Below are 21,025 nucleotides of genomic sequence, written 5' to 3' on the forward strand. Positions count from 1 at the left end.
AACTACTAGTTTCTATGTATTTTATCGATTGCTTAAATATTCGGAAGACAATTACAACAGTTAAAAAAACACCGTCAGTGGTGCGCTTAAGTTGATCAAAAAACTTCGTAGTTAACAACAATATTAGGATGAAGACATTTATCACCAATGATTTTTTATTACAAAATGATTTTGCAAAAACGCTATACCATGATTATGCTAAAGAACTACCAATAATAGATTATCATAATCATTTACCTCCAAAGGAAATTGCTAAGAATCACGTATTTGAAAACATAAGTCAAGTATGGCTTGCAGGTGATCATTACAAGTGGCGGGCAATGAGGGCATTTGGGGTTAGCGAGAAATATATCACTGGAAACGCATCAGATAAGGAAAAATTCTTAAAATGGGCAGCTGTTGTGCCCAATACACTTCGTAATCCACTTTATCATTGGACACATCTTGAGTTACAAAGATATTTTGGTCTTAATCATTTATTGAATTCAGACAATGCTGAGGAAATTTATGAAAAAACCTCATCAGTCTTACAAGAGTCTTCCCACCATACATTAGGGTTACTTCAACAACAAAATGTTGAAGTTGTTTGTACAACAGATGACCCAATAGATAGTCTTGAACACCACTTTTTAGTTCAAGAAAAAAAAACGACCCCAAAAACACTTCCAACCTTTAGGCCAGATAAAGCGTATGCAGTTGAGGACTCCAAAACATACATTTTGTATATAGAAAAACTTGCTTCGGCAAGTGAAATTGTAATTGACAGCTACCAAGATCTTATAAGCGCCCTAAAAAACAGGATAGATTTCTTTCATGATGCAGGTGGTCGTCTTGCCGATCATGGGTTGGAAAGGCTGTATAGTTTTAGTGAAAATGCCTTTGATAGTGAAATTCTTTTTAAGAAGCTACTAAACGGTAAACAATTAACTGAAAAAGAAGTGCAGTTTTACAAAATAAACACGCTATTGCATCTTGGTAGGTATTACCATGAAAAAAAATGGGTGATGCAATTTCATCTTGGAGCGATCAGAAATAATAATAAACGATTGTTATCGACTTTAGGTCCTGACACAGGGTTTGACTCGATTGGTGATTTTTCGCAAGCAAGGGGATTGAGTGACTTTTTAAACCATTTGGATAGTTCAGATCAACTAACAAAAACCATTGTGTACAACCTAAATCCAGCTGACAATGAAATCTTTGCTGCAATGGCAGGAAATTTTAATGATGGCACAATTAAAGGAAAAGTTCAATATGGAGCGGCTTGGTGGTTTCTAGATCAAAAAGATGGCATTGAAAAGCAACTAGACACCCTGTCTAACATTGGCCTTTTAAGTTGCTTTGTAGGCATGTTAACCGATTCTCGTAGTTTCCTTTCCTTTCCTAGACATGAATATTTTAGGCGTATTTTATGTAATTCCATTGGAAAAGATGTCGAAAACGGAGAACTTCCTAAGGATGAAAAACTATTGGGTAAATTAGTAAGCAATGTCTGTTATTACAATGCAAAAGAATATTTCGATTTCACGTAATTAGAAAAAAATGTCATGCATGAAGTAAGATGGGGAATTATCGGATGTGGTGATGTCACAGAAGTTAAAAGTGGTCCTGCCTTTAATTTAATCCCAAAGTCGACGCTTGTAGCAGTAATGCGCAGAAATAAAAGCAAGGCACAAGATTATGCTATAAGACATAAGGTTTCCCAGTGGTATGATTCGGTCGATGCTCTTCTGGAGAATGACACTATTAATTCAATTTATATAGCAACTCCTCCCTCTTCGCATATTGAATATGCATTAAGAGCATTGAAAGCCGACAAAAATGTTTACTTAGAAAAACCTATGGCTTTAAACGCTAAAGAAGCTGAAACTATCTGCGAAGCTGTCAACAACAGTTCTGGTAAGTTAAGCGTTGCTCATTACCGCCGCAAACTGCCCGCTTTTGTGAAGGTGAAAGAATTACTAAAACAGAATGTAATTGGGAAAGTGCTTGTTGCCGACATCCAAATATTGCAGCCTATTAAATCAACAATTATTGCCAATACTGTCGATAATTGGAGGTTAAATCCGCAGATTTCAGGAGGTGGCTATTTCCATGATCTGGCTCCACATCAAATTGATCTAATGTATCATTATTTTGGCCCTTTCGATAAAATTGAAGCATTTTCCATAACAGAAAATGGCCAAGATTTGGTTGAAAGCATTGTTAATGGTATCATCAACTTTAAAAATGGAATACAATTCAGGGGCATCTGGAATTTTGTCGCCACAGAAAAAGATAAAAAAGATGAATGCATAATCTATGGTACCAAGGGTAGTATACGTTTTTATTTCTATGGAGAAGAAGTGCATCTTTTAAGCGAAAAATCTGATCAAATTTTTCGTTTTAAAAACCCAAAACACATTCAACAGCCAATGATTGAAGCTGTTGTGAATTATTTCTTAGGAAAAGAAAAAAATCCTTGCTCTGCACAAGAAGGCTTGTTAGTCATGCAAGGCATCGATCAATTATGTGGTCGCTAGAACAGTTGGAACACTTTCCTAGAACCCGAATAGTCTAGGTAACCATAAGCTTAAACTTGGAAAATAGGTAACCAAAAACAAAGCAAAAATCATTGCGACAAATAAAGGCAGTAAAGGTTTTACCACCTTTTCTATTGATGTCTTAGCAATACCAACACCAACGAAAAGCACCGACCCAACTGGTGGTGTACAGAGTCCTATACATAAATTAAGTACCATTATAATCCCAAAATGAACCGGATCTAGTCCTAGCTCAGTAACTACAGGTAAAAAAATTGGTGTGAATATTAGTACAGCTGGAGTCATGTCCATGAATATGCCAACAAACAAAAGAATCAGGTTAATAATTAAAAGAATAACAATAGGGTTGTCACTTAAAGCCAAAAGTCCGGCACTTATTTCCTGAGGTATGTTTTCATAGCTCAATGCCCATGACATGCTCATTGAAGCACCTATCAATAGCATTACAATCGCCGTAGTACCAGAAGAATCTAAGAGGATTTGAGGCATTTTAGGCAGCGTTATTTCTTTGTAAAAAAGACCTAATAAAAAGCTGTACAGTACTGCTATAGCCGATGCTTCTGTCGCAGTAAAAATACCTGTAACTATACCACCTATCACAACAACTAGCATAAAAAGACTGGGCAAGGCATCAACAAAAGTCTTAAATACCTCTCTAAAACTACTGCGCTTACCCGTTTTATACCCTTTTTTCTTTGCCCATACTGATGCAACGATCATAAGAAATAGTCCAGTAAGAATCCCTGGGATATAACCCGCCAAGAATAAAGCCGCTATAGAAGCACCACCACTGGCCAATGAGTATACAATTAAAACATTACTAGGCGGAATTACCAAGCCTGTTGTTGCTGCGGTAATATTCACTGCTGCTCCAAACTCTTTAGAATAACCTTCTTTTTCCATTTCAGGTCCTAAAATGCTACCCATTGCAGAAGCAGCGGCCATAGCAGAACCTGCAATTGCACCCATTAACATGGCTGAAATAACATTGATTAAGGCTAAACCACCTGGAAGTGCTCCTACCAATGTTTTGGCAAAAGCTATGAGTCTATGGGCTATACCACCTTTGTTCATGAGTTCTCCAGAAAGAATAAATAAGGGTATTGCCAAGAGGGCAAAACTGTCTAATCCCGTTCCTATTCGTTGTGAAACTGTTGTAGCTGCAGGCAAAATAGGAATACTAACCAGAAGTGTTAATAGCGATGAAATAGCAATACTCCAAGCAACTGGTGTACCAATTGCAAGAAGACATACAAAGCTAAGTACTAATATGAGTATAGGTACATATTCCATGGTCTATTCTTTTTTTAAGATGTCTGAAGTTTTGTAAAAGATGATGAGAATGCCGCTTATTGGAATGACCAAATAAACTAGCGCTAGTGGTACTTGAAGTGCTGGTGAATTTTGACCCAAAACATAGGTAATATAAACTAATCTTGAACCCCCAATTACCATAGCGACCAAACAGAAAAGTATTATTAATACTCTAACGACTAACATTAAACGTTTTTGAGTCGGTTGTTTAAAGCGTCTAGGCAATACATCGATAGCCACATGCATATTTCGTCCAGAAACATATGCTGCACCCAAAATACCTATCCATATCATTAAATAACGAGCCAACTCATCGGTAAAAGAACTGGGAGAGCCTAAAATGAACCTACTAGCGACCTGCCAAAGTACATTTATGACCATTACTGTCATAATAATGACCAAAAAATTGACAAGAATCTTATCAATGGTTTTTCTTAATTGCATGTGATTAGTTTTGGGTTAGGTTTATTGTATAGACTGGATTTCTTGTATCAACTTGTAGAATGATTCATCTTTTTTATACTTATCAAATGAATCTTTAATCTTATCAGAAAAAAGTGTCTTATCCGGACGAATAATTTGAACTCCCGCTTTCTCTACAGCTTTTAATGCTTCGTTTTCCGCTTTTATCCACAGCTCACGTTGGTATACTACAGAAGTTGCAACAGCTTCCTTTAACCAGCCTTGTTCTTCTTGAGATAATTTTTCCCAAAGATGAGTGCCAGCTAACAATACGTCGGGTAAAATGGTATGTTCATTAAGTGTATAGTACTTGCAAACTTCGTAGTGTCTGGACAGGTAGAAACTCGGAGGATTATTTTCAGCCCCGTCGACAACACCCTGTTGTAAGGAGGTATACAGTTCACCCCACGAAATAGGAGTTGGTGAACCGCCAAGACCGCGAACCATATCCATTGCGGTCACACTTTCCATTACTCTTATTTTTAGACCGGCCAAATCTTCAGGAGTTTTAACCGGCTTTTTAGTATAAAAACTTCTACTACCGGCATCGTAGTAACCCAGTCCTTTAAGCCAATATTTTTCTCCTTCATTAAGTAACTGTTGTCCGATAGGTCCATCAAGAACTTTAAAAGAGTGTTGGCGATCACGGAATAAAAAAGGTAAGCCCAAAACTTTCATTTTGGGTGCGAAATTTTCCAAAACCCCCACAGAAACCTTTGTCATATCAAGACTGCCAATCTGTAATAATTCTAAGCATTGACGTTCTGTTCCTAATTGCTGACTCGGATAAATCTCGAGCTTTAACTTACCAGCAGAAAGACGATCTAAATCTTCACCCATTTTTACCATGGCCTTATGAACCGAATGACTTACATCTAAACCATGACCCAAGCGCAATGTTTTAGCACCTTCAGTTTGTGAACAAGAATTAAGAATACTTGAAAGGAAAACTAATACTATTAGGTTCTTAAATTTCATGATGCTTTTTAATTATTGATGGTTACAATCAAAGGGTTTTTTAGACATTCTGAGAACTGATTTAAATAAGCCTCCCATTCTTCTTTATTATTAAACTGACCACTTTTTCTCCATCCAAAACCGGCATAATAGGTTATGCTGTTATCATTTAAGCGTAAGTGCGCATATAAATTACTTTGATCCTTTTGATCTGTGATATACTTGTCAAAGCCAATTAAACAGGAATCGCCTTTAACAACAAATCCCTGTCCCAAAGCTGAATCGTCAAAGGATTCCCAATAACTCATCCACCCAGCCTTTTCATTTGTAGTAATTGCGCCATCCTTTTTATGTAGTGTTATCCCCACTGATAAGGTATCTGCGCCTTTCATATTTACAGTATGTCGACTTAAATTTTGACCATAATCTAAAGAAATATGTTTTGTTTCAGTTAGCTGTAGCTCGCCTGCATTCCAAGTACCGTACTCCAAAATAAAACTTGTACGAATAGGACCATTTGTTATTGTTTTGTAGGAAACAAAATTCTTTGAAATAAAATAGACTGTATCCACTTTCACAGCTGTTCCTCCTACTCCGCGACTAACACCGACGTGAAAATTATCCAGCCCCTCTCCAGTGTCTTCATGGTAGGTACCTGCGCCAGAAGTATACTTTTCATACCATTTATTAATTATGGGATACTCAACTCGCTTTAACCATGCATCCATACCACTTGATAATGTTCCTCCTGGCACGCCTTCTTCTTTCATTTTCTGGGCTGTAGGCCCATATGTTCTGAATGCAACACGATTATTTTCCCAAGCGTAATCATCAGTGCGTTCTGGAACAAAACGAGAATAACACCTAATATTAGTCGAGTCTATTTCTGCTTTAGTGGTGGGAATTATCGTATATACTTTTTGGCTTTTAGCCGATACTGATGGTTGAAATAACAAAACATCAGTTTTTCCATCTTCGTCTTTATCAATATGCTGTGTTATTTGTTCCGCACCTGTTTGATCATCAATCACCTTATAGAAACTAGATGACAATGAACTCAATTGACTGTTCGTCAATTCGATTGTCTCAAATGCTCTATCTATAGCCAACTCGTTTTTTACAACAATAGATAGTTCTTTGGGAGCTTTTTCTTTACATGAAAAACAGATAGCCAATACGACAATTAGTACACAATATTTCATAAAATCATCTAGACTTTAAATAGTTTAATAGTTGCTTTAAAGCTCATTTGAAGGTTTACCTATTGTAGCGAGAATACCACCGTCAACATACAGAATATGACCATTCACAAAATCACTTGCTTTTGATGATAAAAAAATAGCCGCCCCAGCCAGATCATCAGGATCTCCCCACTTTGCAGCTGGTGTTCTACCTACAATGAATTCATTAAAAGGATGTCCATCGACACGTATTGGTGCGGTTTGAGAAGTGGCAAAATAACCCGGACCAATCCCATTTACTTGTATGTTGAATCGTGCCCATTCCGTAGCCATATTCTTAGTAAGCATCACTAAACCTCCTTTTGCAGCCGCATAAGCACCAACAGTATTGCGGCCTAGCTCACTCATCATTGAGCAAATATTAATTATCTTACCCGATCGTCTTGTCATCATTCCTTTAACCACATGCTTTGATACAATAAAAGGACTTACGAGATCAACATCAATTATCTGCTTAAAATCATCCACTTCCATATCTACAAGTGGTGTTCGTTTTATGATACCTGCATTATTGATCAAAATATCAACAGGACCTATTTCGTCCTCAATGGTCTTGATATTGTGTATGACCTCATCCTCATTCGCTACATTAAACTTGTAGCCAATGGCCTTAATTCCTAAGCTCTCATACTCTTTAACAGCATGATCAATTTTTTCTTGTGATGAGTTACCATTAACTACAATTGTTGCTCCTGCAGCACCCAATCCTTTTGCCATAGCCATACCCAGACCATGTGTACTACCAGTCACTAATGCTATTTTGCCCTTTATATCGAATAAGTTTGTTGACATTCGTTCTATCTTAAATCTGTAATTTTAGCAACATCCATATCACCATAATCCAAGTTCTCACCAGCCATTCCCCATATAAACGTGTAGTTTGATGTTCCCGAACCTGAATGAATAGACCATGGTGGAGATATTACCGCCTGATGATTGTGCATCCATATATGCCTAGTTTCTTGTGGTTGTCCCATAAAATGACATACTGCTTGATCTTCTGGTACATCTAAATAGAAGTAGATTTCCATTCGTCGATCGTGAACATGAGCGGGCATGGTATTCCAAACACTTCCTGTTTTAAGCTCAGTCATTCCCATTTGTAATTGGCATGTTGTAACAATTCCACCAATAATCATTTGGCTTACCGTTCTATGATTTGCAGTTTCTAAGGTTCCCAACTCAATTTTATTCGCTTCAGCAAGACTCGTCTTTTTGGTAGGATAGGTTTTATGAGCCGGTGCAGAATTCATATAGAACTTTGCAGGATTTTGAGCATCATCACTTTTAAATACAACATCTTTTGCACCTTTCCCGATATACAAGGCATCTTTATGGTTCATTTTATATGTTTCACCATCTACTGTAATACTGCCTGCTTCTCCTACATTAATAATTCCCAACTCTCGTCTTTCTAGAAAAAACTCCGCTTTTAGAGGGTCAATGGTTTCTAATCGTAAATCTGAAGTTGGTACAGCTCCACCAGCCATATAACGATCATAGTGTGTATATACGAATTTGATCTTTCCGTTTTGCATTAAATCGGGGATCAAGAATTCATCTCTTAACTGATTAGTGTCGTATTGTTTTACTGCTTGCGGACTTGATGCATATCGCGTTTCAAAAGTAGTTGACATATTCGTTGTTTCTTATTTTATGTTATTGTTGTAATGATCGTCTAATTCCTAATTCTAACCCTCTTAATTCAGCCAAGCCTCTTAATCTTCCAATTCCTGAATAACCTGGGTTTGTTTTTTTATTTAAGTCATCGAGCATTTTATGACCGTGGTCTGGTCTAAAAGGCATACGAAGATCCTTACGACCTGATGCTGACCTAGCTTGTTGTTCATTTACTAAAGCCTTCATTACGGCATACATATCTACATCGCCATCTAAATGATCTGCTTCATGAAAATTCCCCTCATTATCTCTTTTGGTGCTCCTTAAATGAATAAAGTGTATGCGATGCCCCAAACGTTCTACCATGCCTGCCAAGTCATTGTCAGCTCTTACACCGAAAGAACCTGTGCAAAATGTTAGCCCATTATTTGGACTGTCCACTGCATTGTAAATATCAACGATATCCTGTTCAGTACTTACTACCCGCGGCAGTCCAAGAATAGGATAAGGTGGATCGTCTGGATGAATACACATTAATACACTTGCTTTTTCAGCTGCCGGTATTATTTCTGATAGAAACAAAAACAGATGTTTTTTTAGTTCTTGAGGTCCAATATTGCGATATGTATCTAATATTTTATTGAACTCATCCAAAGTGTATCCTTCTTCAGCCCCTGGAAGTCCTGCGATAATATTATTAACTAATTGCTTGTGATCATCGGAAGAGGTTGTATCAAAGTACGCTTTAGCTTTCCTTTTCTGTTCGTCACTATAATCATTCTCAGCACCTTTTCGTTTTAATAAGAAAAGTTCAAAAGCAGCAAAAGCTGATGCTTCAAAACGCAATGCTGTTGATTTGTCATCAACATAAAAGTCTAAATTGGTTCGTGTCCAATCTAGAACAGGCATAAAATTGTAACAAACTATGTCTATACCGCATTCACCTAAATTCAAAAGCGTTTGCTTATAGTTTTCTATATAAAGTTCAAAATCTCCAGATCTTGTTTTAATATGCTCGTGAATCGGAACACTTTCAACTACAGACCATGACAACCCTACTTTTTCAATTTCAGATTTTCGTTTTTTTATTTCCTCCACAGGCCAAACTTGACCATTAGAGATATGATGCAAGGCACTCACTACACCTGTAGCTCCTGACTGCTTTACATCTAATAGAGAGACTGGGTCATTGGGCCCATACCATCTCCATGTTTGTTCTAATCGTAACTTCATTATCTACTAATTATACGCCACTATATGCAGCGAAGCCTCCGTCTATTGGAACCACAACTCCTGTAACAAATTTTGACCCATCTCCACACAACCATAAAGTTGTGCCGATTAGATCTTCTGGTTCTCCAAAACGCCCCATTGGCGTTTGTTCTATTATTTGATTACCTCGTTGTGTCAAACTCCCATCATCTGTAGTTAATAGGCTTCTATTTTGATCTGTTAAGAAAAAGCCAGGTGCCAGAGCATTAACACGAACGCCTACTTTTGAGAAGTGTACCGCCAACCACTGAGTAAAGTTAGATACAGCCGCCTTCGCCGCACTATAAGCTGGTATTTTAGTCAGTGGTGTAAATGCGTTCATCGAAGAAATGTTAATTATACTACAACCTTCTCTACCGATCATATCTTTTGCAAATACTTGTGTTGGCAATAGTGTACCAATAAAGTTAAGATTAAAAACAAATTGAATTCCGTTTACATCAAGATCAAAGAAAGTCTTGAATTCGTCATTTTTATTTATCAAATCTTCGGCTACTAGAAAAGGATTACTTGTAGTTCCCAAAGGATGATTACCCCCCGCCCCATTAATCAAAATATCGCATGCCCCAAATGCCTTGTCAACTTGTTGCTTTGCTCGTTGAAGTGATTTTATCTCTAAAACATTTGCCTGAACACCAATAGCATTCCCTCCGTTTTGGTTAATACCTTTAGCGACTTTCTCTGCAGCTTCTTCTCTAAGATCCAATACCGCTACTTTGTATCCATTTTTGGCCAATGCATGGGCCAAAGTGCTACATAATACTCCACCGGCTCCCGTTAATACAACTGTTTTGCTCATCTTTTATTAATACAACTTTTCATTACTACAATTTTTTAAAAGTACTGTTTGACTGAATTTATAGTATCCTGCCCTATCAGGTTTAAACGGATACCAAAATGATTTATTAGATCAATTCAGTTTTAAAAAAACTTGCCAAATAAACTTCTTTTTTAAACTTATGACAAAGAATTCATTTGCACCTCATTTTTGTAATCAATTTCCGCTAACTGTACAATAATGTACCTGATTTTGTACGATGACGATCCATAGACTTTCTATATTTACTTATCAATACCATTCAAATGATTTCAGAAGTAAAGGCTAAGCAAATATCTATTCTAATTGCATTATTCAGTATTAACATAATACACCCACAGACACTTCCAAAAATACTTATGGATAAAAAGGTAATCACAAAAAATTACTTACCAGATTTCAGTTATGCTAGTTACCACAATGGTGAAAAACAACTTCCACTTAGGATGATTCCTTCGTTGTACAACTACCAATTAAAAAATAGAATGCCCTCAAAATAACTCCTGAAATATTTTATAAAAAGTAAAAAAAACCATTAATTTAACAGATTTCCTTATCCTACCTGTTAAACTATACTATAATCCTTAGATGAGTCGTACTCACTATTTTTTTCTATTATTTCTACTTATAGCTTCGCACGCCTATGGCCAGAACAAGAGCTATAAGTTTAGAAGTATTACCTCAAATGACGGATTATCTCAAAGTTCTGTAATTCAAATTCACCAAGATAGATTAGGAAGAATATGGCTTGCAACCAGAGATGGACTAAATCTCTATGATGGAAGTAGTTTTAAAATTTTTAGAAATGATCCTACCGACTCTTTATCTATAAGTAATGACGATATTCTTTCAATAAAAGAGGATTCCCAAGGTAAAATTTGGATCGGAACCTATAACGGATTGAATCGCTACGATCCGGTTACTAAAACCTTTAAACGTTTCTTTCATGGTGACAAAAACTCTAACCTAAAGGATAATACAATTTGGGCGTTAGAAGAAATTGGTGAGGAGATTTGGATTGGAACATCAAAAGGTCTATTTGTTTACAATACAAATAATAACTCTTTCATTAATAGTACAAGTAGTCAAAAACACCTTAAAGACAGCTATATTTTAAGCATACTCAAAACTAAAAATAATACTATTTGGGTAGGTACATCCAAAGGCCTCTATAAGTTAAATTCCCGGACTGATAATCTTTTAAACTTCGATCTAATTGCCAATTCAAACGTAAAAGGAACAGAGTTATATATTCAAGACTTAGCAGAAAGTAACAATGGCACTATTTGGATAGGAACTAAAAATCTTGGTTTGTTTAAACTTGATAGAAAGCTGCAAAAGCTTGAGCTTCTTAATGAACAAAACGAATACAAAGATCTACACACAGATGTTAGAGCTCTAGATTTTGATGAGAATAATGATCTATGGATTGGAACATATGAAGGTGTTAAAATTCTTGACTCAAAAGGGCGCCTAAAATGTATATCGAGCAGTACCAATGAAAATTTAAGTAAAGTAAAATCCATTTTTACAGATAAAAAAGGTTCTGTCTGGATAGGAAAGTATTATGGTGGTGTTTCCATATGGGACGATACAAACATCAACTTCACAAATTTTGACAATGATTTTAAAGAAGGCCTTTTAAGTTACAAAGTGGTAGGTTCTATAGTTGCCGATAGAAGGAGTAATATATACCTGGGTACTGAGGGAGGCGGTATTACAATACTCGATCCTAGTTTCCAAAATATTAGCTACATCAATAAAACCAATACACCAAAAGTGCCAAGTGATAATATAAAGTCTCTTTTTATAAATAATGATCAATTGTGGATTGGCTCCTTTAATGCTGGAGTCGTTGTCTATGATATCAAAGACAATAAGGTCCTAACCAATTTACTTCCTGAGAAGTTAGAACGCATATTAAAACAATCTGGTGTTTACGCTATAAAGAAAGATTATTTAAATAATATGTGGTTTGGCACATTTGGAAGCGGACTAATTCATTACAACATAAAAACCAATACTTTTCGCCAATTCACTAACAATTCTGATGACCCATTAACACTTTCAAATAATCGGATAAGATCCCTTCTTATAGACTCTGAAGAGCGAATATGGATAGGTACTCAAAAAGGACTTAATTCCTTTAAATTGGAGGATATTCAGGATAATAATGTTCTTTTCAATCATTATTTCTACAGCAATATAGGAGCCTCGGGAGTTGATATTTTGACCATTTTTGAAGATGATGATCATACAATCTGGGTAGGCACAAAGGCCAAGGGTTTGTACAAATTTAATAATGGCCTTTTCGAAAAAGTAATTATAAAAAAAGGTGACTTACAGATTAACTCCATACACTCAATTCTTCAGGATAACAAAAAAAACCTATGGTTAGGATCAAATCAAGGAATAGTAAAATATAATCCTAAAACTAAAAATGTTAAAATATATGATCAAAAAGACGGATTGTCAAGTAGTGAGTTTAACGATAATTCGTGCCTAAAACTCAATGCTAATCGCCTGTATTTTGGTGGGCCATCGGGGCTTTCATTCTTTGATCCAGAAAACATAATAATAAATGATTATGCGCCACGGGTAATTTTAACTGATCTCAAAATCATGAACCAATCAGTTAAGGTAAAAGATGAAACAAAGATTTTAAAAAAAAGTATTTCGCTTACAGATAAAATAACCCTGTCATATAATAAAGCAAACTTTACCCTTGCTTTTGCAACTCCTAACTTCATCAATGCATCAAACAACCAGTACGATTATCGTATGTTGGGTTTAGATGACCAATGGGTTAATACCACGAACACAGAAGCTTCATATACCATTCAGAAACCAGGCACCTATTTTTTTGAAGTAAAAGGCGCAAATAATGATGGGGTTTGGAATAAGAATGTTGTTCGACTCGAAATTGAAGTCCTCCCTGCTCCATGGAGAAGCTGGTGGGCATTCACAATTTATGCACTACTTATTGGTTTAGCGTTGTTTTTCTTAATTCGTTTTTTAAAGTCAAAAGCTAAATTGAAGCATGAATTAGAGTTAGAGCATATAGAAAATCTAAGAAATGAGCAGACAAATAAAGCAAAACTTCAATTCTTCACTAATATTTCGCATGAATTCCGAACACCTTTGACCTTAATTTTGGGTCCAATACAACAGTTGCTAGAAGATTATAAGGGTGGTAACAAAACATACAAAAAGCTCTTGGTTATTGAAAATAGCGCTACCCATTTACTACAACTTATTAATAGGTTGATGGATTTTAGAAAGCTAGAAAATAACCAGCTAAACTTAAGAGCTGCGGAAGGAAATATTGTCAAATTTTTAAAAGAAATATACCTTTCATTCACGGAGTATGCCAAATCAGGTAACTACACCTATAATTTTACCACTACAGATCAGGAAATTCTAGTTTACTATGACAGAGCCAAATTGGAGCGTGTTTTTTACAATTTGATTTCTAATGCTTTTAAATACACCCCAAAAGGTGGCACTATAACAATTAACGTCGTTAAGAATAATGATCACTTAGAAGTGGAAGTGCAAGATTCTGGTGTTGGCATATCAGAGAAATACTTGGACAAGATTTTTGATCGATTTTTTGAAATACCAGGTAATGACAAACTTCATGAAGAATATAACAAAGGTACGGGTATTGGCTTGTCAATAGTTAGAAATATTGTTAACCTCCATCATGGAACAATTGATGTAAAAAATCAATCACAAAGAGGTACTGTTTTTGCCTTAAAACTTCCATTAGGTAAATTGCATTTATCCCAAGGGGAAATTTTGCAAGACTTCAAGATTAGTGACGATATTAGCCAATATGAATCTCAATTAGAGAACTATAATTTAACCGCAGCAAATAGACTTGATCACCTAATAGTTGAAAAAGACAAACAGACTATTTTGATTGTTGAGGACAACAAACCTCTGAGATCATTTCTCAAAGATTTTTTAAATCAGGACTACAATGTAATTGAGGCCGAAAATGGTAAGATTGGACTAAAAAAAGCGCTTAAGCATGTCCCAGATCTAATTGTTAGCGATATCATTATGCCAGAAATGGTTGGTACAGATCTCTGTACCGAGATAAAACAAAATCTCAAAACAAGTCACATACCAGTTGTCTTGTTAACATCGAGGTCATCATTGGTATATAAATTTGAAGGACTTGAAAGTGGGGCTGATGAATATATAAGCAAACCTTTTAACTTGAAAGAATTTAAGTTAAGAGTGCAAAACTTATTACAATCAACATCCAGATTAAAAAAGAAATTTTCTAATGAAAATTATTTGAAGCCAAGCGATATAACAGTATCATCTATTGATGAACAATTATTAAAAAAAGCTTTTCAAATAGTTGAAAATAATATTTCTAACGAACAGTTTGATATTCCTTACTTCTGTACTGAGTTAGGCATTAGTCGAACCCTTCTTTTTACTAAAATAAAAGCATGGACCAATTTCACCCCCAACGAATTCATCCATGAATTAAGAATGAAACGTGCAGCACAGTTATTAGAACAAAATAAAATTAATATCTCTCAAGTAAGCTACAAAGTAGGTTTCAAAAACCCTAAGTACTTTAGCAAGTGTTTTCAGAAAAAATTTGGTGAAACTCCGTCAGATTACCAAAACAAGTTTTCTGAAAACCAAATTCTCTAATTATCAAAAATCATCTATTTACACGGAATTTTTATGATTTCTGGATGATTGTATACCCTTTTTTGAATTTTTGATATAGTCCGTCTACTTACATTTGGAATAGTGAAAACGAATAATACTAAAACTGTAATTATCGAAATACTTTTAGTGATTTGTATAATCATCTTAAGTCTTGTAATTATTCATTTTAGTTGACAAACTAAACAATTATCAAATGATAAAAAACAAATTTAAACCAGTTAGAATATGTATTACTCTATTCTTGCTTTTTTTTGGTCTTATACTGCATGCACAGCAGAAGACCATTACAGGAAAAATAACAACCAAAGATGATGGTTTTGGACTTCCAGGTGTAAATGTTGTTCTTAAAGGAACAACAATTGGGGTTTCCTCAGATTTTGATGGAAACTACAGTATTCAAGTGGAGGGAGACAACCCAATTCTTGTATTTAGTTATATTGGCTTTAAGACACAAGAAATTAATGTAGGCTCAAATACCATTATTAATGTACAACTAGAAGATGATGCAGCAAATCTAGATGAAGTTGTGGTCATCGGTTACGGTACTACAAAAAAATCAGATATAACAGGATCAGTATCCTCGGTAAAATCAGAAGAGCTTTCTGCATTCCCTGTTTTAAGTACCGAACAAGCACTGCAGGGTCGTGCTGCAGGTGTTGCTGTACAATCTAACAACGGTGGTGAGCCAGGTGCACCAATTAATATTCGTATTAGAGGTAACACTTCTATTGGTGCAAGTAGTGCCGCTTTAGTTGTTGTCGATGGTTTTATTGGTGGTTCAATACCTCAACCTAATGATGTAGCTTCTATAGAAGTATTAAAAGATGCTTCTGCAACCGCAATATATGGTTCAAGAGGTGCCAACGGTGTCATTCTTGTTACAACCAAAAAAGGGACTAAAGGTAAAATGCAAATAGAATTAAATTCTTCTTATGCGATACAAAATATAACCGAAACCTTAGATTTATTAAATGCAAACCAGTTTGCCAACTACCGTCAACAAATTAACCCAGCTTATACACAAGGCCCTGTTGATACAGATTGGCAAGATTTAATTTATAGAACTGGTAGTGTTTCGAATCACCAGCTTTCATTTTCGGGAGGATCTGATAAAATAAATTATTACGTTTCTGGAAATTACTTTAAGCAAGATGGAATTGTAATCAATTCTGATTTTGAACGTTTTTCTTTCCTAGGTAATATTGACATTCAAGCAACTGATAGGTTGAAGTTAGGTTTTAATTCATTTGCGAATCGCGGGAATAAAAACGGAGTACAAAGTCAGGCTAGTAGTGGTGGTAGCGGTGGCGGAGATGTAATATCTACTGCTTATCGATTCGCTCCAGATCAACCAATACAAGACGCTAATGGAGTAAATACTACAAATCCAGTAGGTGATGAATTTGACAATCCAGTCGCTATCGCTCGTGAAAGTGTAGACGATACGACAACTGACGACTATCGCGCTAACTTTTATGCTGACTACGAATTAATTGATGGTTTATCATTTAAAACAACCTTTGGCTTTAGTACTGTGAATCGCACCAGAGGGCGGTTTTTACCAAGTACCCTTATCGGTCAGGCAAGTGGTCAAGGCGGTATCGCGAGTATTGAATCATTGAAAGGAACCGATATACTTTCTGAAAACTATCTTACCTATAATAAAGATTTTGACAAACATAGTCTTACCGCATTATTGGGTTATTCATATCAAAAAACACGAAGGGAGCGTTATAGTGCAGAATCTCAAAACTTTATTAGTAATAGTGTATCGTACTTTAATCTAGCTGCTGGATCAAATGTCCAAACACCAGTATCTAATTTAACCGAAAGTGAGATCGTATCACAGTTCGCACGTGTTAATTATGAATATGATGATCGTTATTTACTAACTCTTACTGCTAGACGTGATGGTGCTTCTAATTTTGCGAAAAATAACAAATACGCATTTTTCCCATCAGGTGCTATTGGTTGGAATATTTCAAATGAGGAGTTTTTGAGTGAAAGTAATACAATATCAAACCTTAAACTACGTGCTAGTTACGGTGTAACTGGTAACCCTTCAATTAATCCATATCAGTCATTAGCGAGTTTAGATGCAATTTATGCTGCTGTCGGTGATCAAACAGTAAACGCAGTAGTGCCACAGCAACTTGCCAATCCAGACCTAAAGTGGGAGTCTTCTTATCAAACTAATATAGGGGTCGACTTTGGATTTTTTGATAATCGTTTAACAACTACTTTAGACTATTATAATATTGATACTAAAGATCTTATTCTTGGTGACTCTGGAGCACCAGAATACATTGGTTTTTCGAGATTAGAATCACTAAGAAATGTAGGCGAAATAAATAATAAAGGATTTGAGATAACTATCAGTTCTTTAAACGTAGCAAATGACAACTTTACATGGTCAACAGACTTAAACTGGGCTACCAATAAAGTAGAAGTAGTTAAATTGATTAATGGTGAAGATATTTTCTTAGACTCTGCTCCAGGTTCATTTTTACAAGATCAAACACATATATTACGTGAAGGCGAAGCTGTGGGTGTTTTTTGGGGATATGAATATCAAGGAGTCTATCAGGGTGGTGCTGTACCAGCTGGCCAAGGTACATATGAAGGTGCCGAAGCGGGTGATGAGTTATTTACCGATCTTGATGGTGATGGTATAATTACAGGTGATGATCGCAAAATAATAGGTGACCCTAATCAGGATTGGACTTTTGGACTTAACAATACCTTCACTTATAAGAATTTTGACCTTAATATATTCTTTCAAGGCGCAATAGGTGGAGATATTTTTAGTTACACTTTTCTGGAACTGGCTTCTGGTGAATCAAATGCTACAACCGAGGTTTTAAACGCTTGGACGCCTGCTAATACAAACACAAATGTTCCATCGGCAAAAGTACGTGAAAAACGAATAAATTCACGTTTTGTGTATGACGGAAGTTATGTAAGGCTTAAAAACCTTGCGTTAGGATACAATTTACCCACAGATGTGATAGGCAAATTTGGACTACAAGGACTTCGAGTTTCATTAAGTGGTCAAAATTTATTGACGTTCACTGATTTTCCTGGTACTGACCCAGAGGCTAGTTATCAAAGTCAAGGCAATCAAAATAACAATGTTAATCTTGGTTTTGATTATGGTAGCTACCCCAATATCAGGTCTTACACATTATCACTTAATTTAAAATTTTAATTTAAAGTCATTATGAAAAATCTCGCATATTTAAGCCTGTTATTATTGTTCTTTACAGGTTGTTCTGATTTAGAAGAAGTACCCGAAGGGCAGCTCGCTCCAGATGGCTTTTTCCAGTCACCACAAGACGTACAAACCGTTATTAATGGTGCAATAGGTAGTATGGCAACCGAGGCCTATTGGGGGCGTAAGTTATCATTACCAATTATGTTGCGAAGCGATATGGTATCTATTGGAGATCAAGGAACTCCTGGAAGAAGACAGGACGTAAATAATTTTACAATGGCCGATGATAATGGTATGGTAACGGCCTTGTGGCCTAGAGCGTACTTAGTCATTGGAGCAACAAACGAAGCCATTTTGGCTGCAGAGGGCTTAGATTTTCCTGCCGAACAAGTTAATCCTATCAAGGCACAGGCACATTTTTTTCGGGCATACACTTATTATCATTTAGTACGTTTATTTGGTGATATTCCTTATTTAGACAGGCCAGTTGATAACATTGCAGAAGCGCGAACTATTTCTAAGACTTCGGCTGTAGATGTTTACCAAAACATTATTAGTGACTTGTTAGAAGCGAAGTCAAATTTACCAGATGTCCAACCTACAAGGGCACTGCCCTCTAAGGCCACTGCGGCTGCTTTTCTCGCCTCAGTATATTTAACAATTGGTGATTTTTCTAATGCATACGCTGAGGCAAAGTTCGTAATTGATAACGAAGGTACTTTTGAGCTTGAACTTACACCAGATTTTCAGGATTTATTCAATGCCGATGTGCAAGGATCACTTAAAGAACCATTATTAAACTTAGACTTTAATGGCTTTAGTGATGGAAATACAGGTAGAGATTATACACCCGCTTTAACCGGAATTCGAGCAAACGAAAAAGGAAATATTGGCGGAGGATGGTCCGTTGCTGTACCAACAATCGAAGTATACAATACTTGGGACGGAAGAGATTACAGAAAAGCTGTAAGCTTAGATACCACCGGTATTTTTGATGGAATTGTTGAGCCGTTCTCAAAATTTCCTGATTTTGATTCAAGAAATATTCAAAGCGCCTACATCGCAAAATATACTCGTTTTCCTGGTCAGACTTCAGCTGGCAATGGTCGTGGTTCTAGTTTAAACTATGCCCTAATGCGCTATGCAGAAGTTTTACTAATTGCTGCCGAAGCTCTAAATGAAACTAGTCCAGGATCGGCAGAAGCTGCGGGTTATGTTAATAGAGTTAGAGCCCGCGCTCGAAACGGAGGCGCTTTCCCAGAGGATGTCGTTGCAGGGCTGTCGCAAGATGAGTTTAGAGATTTGATAATTGAAGAACGCAAATGGGAACTAGCTTTTGAATTTAAGCGTTGGTATGATATTAAGAGACGTCAACTTGGTAATGAAGTTTTTGGCCCTACTGGTCTTGAACCCCAACCAAATTTTGATCCAGCAAGGGATTACTTGTTTCCATTACCCAATGATGAACTAGAACGAAATCCCAATTTATTACCTAATAATTCAGGATACTAAGAAGAGAGAGTTTTTTATAGATTATTTGAGTTTAAAGGCGTGTATTCTTTTAAATAATATACGCCTTTTTTAGCTCCATCATACTTCAAATTTAGGCAGCACAGTTCAGGATACATTACACTGCTGCAAATACTAATTTCACTTTTGCCACATGATAAAGTCTAATTATCGCATACAGTCATCTAAAATAATTCAGTTCATTTTTTGTGTCTTGACCATTTATCTATTTATTTCTTGCAACGGTAAGAACAAAAGTTATGAGGAAAACAATGATCAGCCCTTAACGATTGACTCTCTTTTAGCACTTAGATATCAACAATTTTTAAAATATCAAGTTGATTCCACAGCCTTCCCTAGAAGCTATAATCCTAAAAACAAAACAATAAAAAAAGTTCCCTCCAGTAATTGGACCAGTGGCTTTTATGCAGGAGCGCTTTGGCAAATATTCGAATTAACAGGGGAAGAAACATTCAAAAAAAAAGCAGAAGAATGGACCGCTTTTATCGAAAAAGAAAAGTTTAATGATAGAACCCACGATATGGGTTTTAAAGTATTTTGCAGTTTCGGAAACGGTCTAAAACACAATAATGATAACGATTACAAGGATATAATAGTTAAAAGTGCCCAAACACTTAGTACGCGATTTGATGAAAAAATCGGGAGTATTCGCTCATGGGACTTTGGTAAAGAGAAATGGCAATTTCCTGTTATAATTGATAATATGATGAATCTTGAACTTCTATTTGAAGCAACAAAAATTTCAAAAGATAGTTCTTTCCACAAATTAGCGGTTATACACGCGAATACCACATTAAAAAATCATTTCAGACCAGACCATAGTACATGGCATGTATTAGATTATGATACTATTTCTGGAGATGTCCGAATGAGAGTAACTCACCAAGGTATTAATGATGATTCAGCATGGGCAAGAGGACAGGCATGGGCTATCAATGGTTTTACAATGGCATATAGGTATACAAGAGATCCTAAGTACCTTGAACAGGCAAAGGCAACAGCCAATTTTTTTATAAATCATAAAAATTTACCTGAAGACGGTATCCCATATTGGGATTTTGATGATCCCGCAATACCAAATTCTCCAAGAGACGTTTCAGCAGCTGCCATAACAGCCTCAGCCCTTGTAGAACTTTATGAATACACCCAAGATCAAACTTATTTAAACTACAGCAAAAAAGTGCTTAATAGCTTAAGATCTACCAATTATATTTTACCAAAAGAAATGAAAATACCCTTTATCCTAGATCATAGCTCGGGGGACTATTCACAGAAATCAGAAATGGACGAACCAATAATATATGGTGATTATTACTTTTTGCAAACGGCTTTAAGACTAAAAGATTTATAACTA

The 21,025-nt window shown here is 36.0% G+C and carries 15 protein-coding genes; 7 read left to right on the forward strand and 8 right to left on the reverse strand.

Going from position 1 to position 21,025, the window contains the following annotated elements; translation table 11 throughout:
* The first annotated feature begins 128 nt into the window (after nt 1-128).
* Complete coding sequence (uxaC, locus tag GWK10_RS11490; protein ID WP_164032508.1) at nt 129-1,532, forward strand: glucuronate isomerase; 1,404 nt, start codon at nt 129-131, stop codon at nt 1,530-1,532.
* 15 nt (nt 1,533-1,547) lie between these two features.
* Nucleotides 1,548-2,522, forward strand: a complete 975-nt coding sequence (locus tag GWK10_RS11495) for a Gfo/Idh/MocA family protein (protein WP_164032509.1) — start codon at nt 1,548-1,550, stop codon at nt 2,520-2,522.
* An 18-nt stretch (nt 2,523-2,540) separates the two neighbouring features.
* Here GWK10_RS11495 and GWK10_RS11500 read toward each other — a convergent pair whose 3' ends face one another.
* From GWK10_RS11500 to GWK10_RS11535, 8 genes are read right to left on the reverse strand one after another with little or no spacing between them, the layout of a single operon-like run.
* Nucleotides 2,541-3,836: a TRAP transporter large permease gene (locus GWK10_RS11500; protein ID WP_164032510.1), complete on the reverse strand. Its 1,296-nt coding sequence runs from the start codon at nt 3,834-3,836 to the stop codon at nt 2,541-2,543.
* 3 nt (nt 3,837-3,839) lie between these two features.
* A complete protein-coding gene (locus GWK10_RS11505; RefSeq protein ID WP_164032511.1) occupies nt 3,840-4,301 on the reverse strand; it encodes a TRAP transporter small permease in 462 nt (153 codons plus the stop codon).
* Nucleotides 4,302-4,322: 21 nt separating this feature from the next.
* Nucleotides 4,323-5,297: a TRAP transporter substrate-binding protein gene (locus tag GWK10_RS11510; RefSeq protein ID WP_164032512.1), complete on the reverse strand. Its 975-nt coding sequence runs from the start codon at nt 5,295-5,297 to the stop codon at nt 4,323-4,325.
* Nucleotides 5,298-5,305: 8 nt separating this feature from the next.
* The gene (locus GWK10_RS11515; protein WP_164032513.1) at nt 5,306-6,478 is read right to left on the reverse strand and encodes a DUF4861 family protein; all 1,173 of its coding nucleotides are present in this window, start codon (nt 6,476-6,478) and stop codon (nt 5,306-5,308) included.
* A 36-nt stretch (nt 6,479-6,514) separates the two neighbouring features.
* Nucleotides 6,515-7,309 (reverse strand): gluconate 5-dehydrogenase, encoded by a 795-nt coding sequence (locus GWK10_RS11520; RefSeq protein ID WP_164032514.1) that lies wholly within the window; start codon nt 7,307-7,309, stop codon nt 6,515-6,517.
* Between the two features lie 5 nt (nt 7,310-7,314).
* Nucleotides 7,315-8,154 (reverse strand): 5-dehydro-4-deoxy-D-glucuronate isomerase, encoded by an 840-nt coding sequence (kduI, locus tag GWK10_RS11525; protein ID WP_164032515.1) that lies wholly within the window; start codon nt 8,152-8,154, stop codon nt 7,315-7,317.
* Nucleotides 8,155-8,176: 22 nt separating this feature from the next.
* Complete coding sequence (gene uxuA / locus GWK10_RS11530) at nt 8,177-9,370, reverse strand: mannonate dehydratase (RefSeq protein WP_164032516.1); 1,194 nt, start codon at nt 9,368-9,370, stop codon at nt 8,177-8,179.
* A gap of 10 nt (nt 9,371-9,380) precedes the next feature.
* On the reverse strand, nt 9,381-10,208 hold the full coding sequence (locus tag GWK10_RS11535; RefSeq protein WP_164032517.1) for an SDR family oxidoreductase: 828 nt from the start codon (nt 10,206-10,208) through the stop codon (nt 9,381-9,383).
* A gap of 284 nt (nt 10,209-10,492) precedes the next feature.
* Between GWK10_RS11535 and GWK10_RS11540 the strand changes: the two genes are divergently transcribed.
* The 5 genes from GWK10_RS11540 to GWK10_RS11560 all read left to right on the forward strand — a co-directional run bounded on the left by GWK10_RS11540 (nt 10,493) and on the right by GWK10_RS11560 (nt 21,022).
* A complete protein-coding gene (locus GWK10_RS11540) occupies nt 10,493-10,726 on the forward strand; it encodes a hypothetical protein (RefSeq protein WP_164032518.1) in 234 nt (77 codons plus the stop codon).
* An 88-nt stretch (nt 10,727-10,814) separates the two neighbouring features.
* Nucleotides 10,815-14,906, forward strand: a complete 4,092-nt coding sequence (locus GWK10_RS11545; RefSeq protein ID WP_164032519.1) for a hybrid sensor histidine kinase/response regulator transcription factor — start codon at nt 10,815-10,817, stop codon at nt 14,904-14,906.
* A 214-nt stretch (nt 14,907-15,120) separates the two neighbouring features.
* On the forward strand, nt 15,121-18,135 hold the full coding sequence (locus GWK10_RS11550) for a SusC/RagA family TonB-linked outer membrane protein (RefSeq protein ID WP_164032520.1): 3,015 nt from the start codon (nt 15,121-15,123) through the stop codon (nt 18,133-18,135).
* A gap of 12 nt (nt 18,136-18,147) precedes the next feature.
* A complete protein-coding gene (locus GWK10_RS11555) occupies nt 18,148-19,653 on the forward strand; it encodes a RagB/SusD family nutrient uptake outer membrane protein (RefSeq protein WP_164032521.1) in 1,506 nt (501 codons plus the stop codon).
* Nucleotides 19,654-19,804: 151 nt separating this feature from the next.
* The gene (locus tag GWK10_RS11560; protein WP_164032522.1) at nt 19,805-21,022 is read left to right on the forward strand and encodes a glycoside hydrolase family 88 protein; all 1,218 of its coding nucleotides are present in this window, start codon (nt 19,805-19,807) and stop codon (nt 21,020-21,022) included.
* The last annotated feature ends 3 nt before the right edge of the window (nt 21,023-21,025 follow it).

Source organism: Spongiivirga citrea (assembly GCF_010671565.1).
GTDB classification, from domain to species: domain Bacteria; phylum Bacteroidota; class Bacteroidia; order Flavobacteriales; family Flavobacteriaceae; genus Spongiivirga; species Spongiivirga citrea.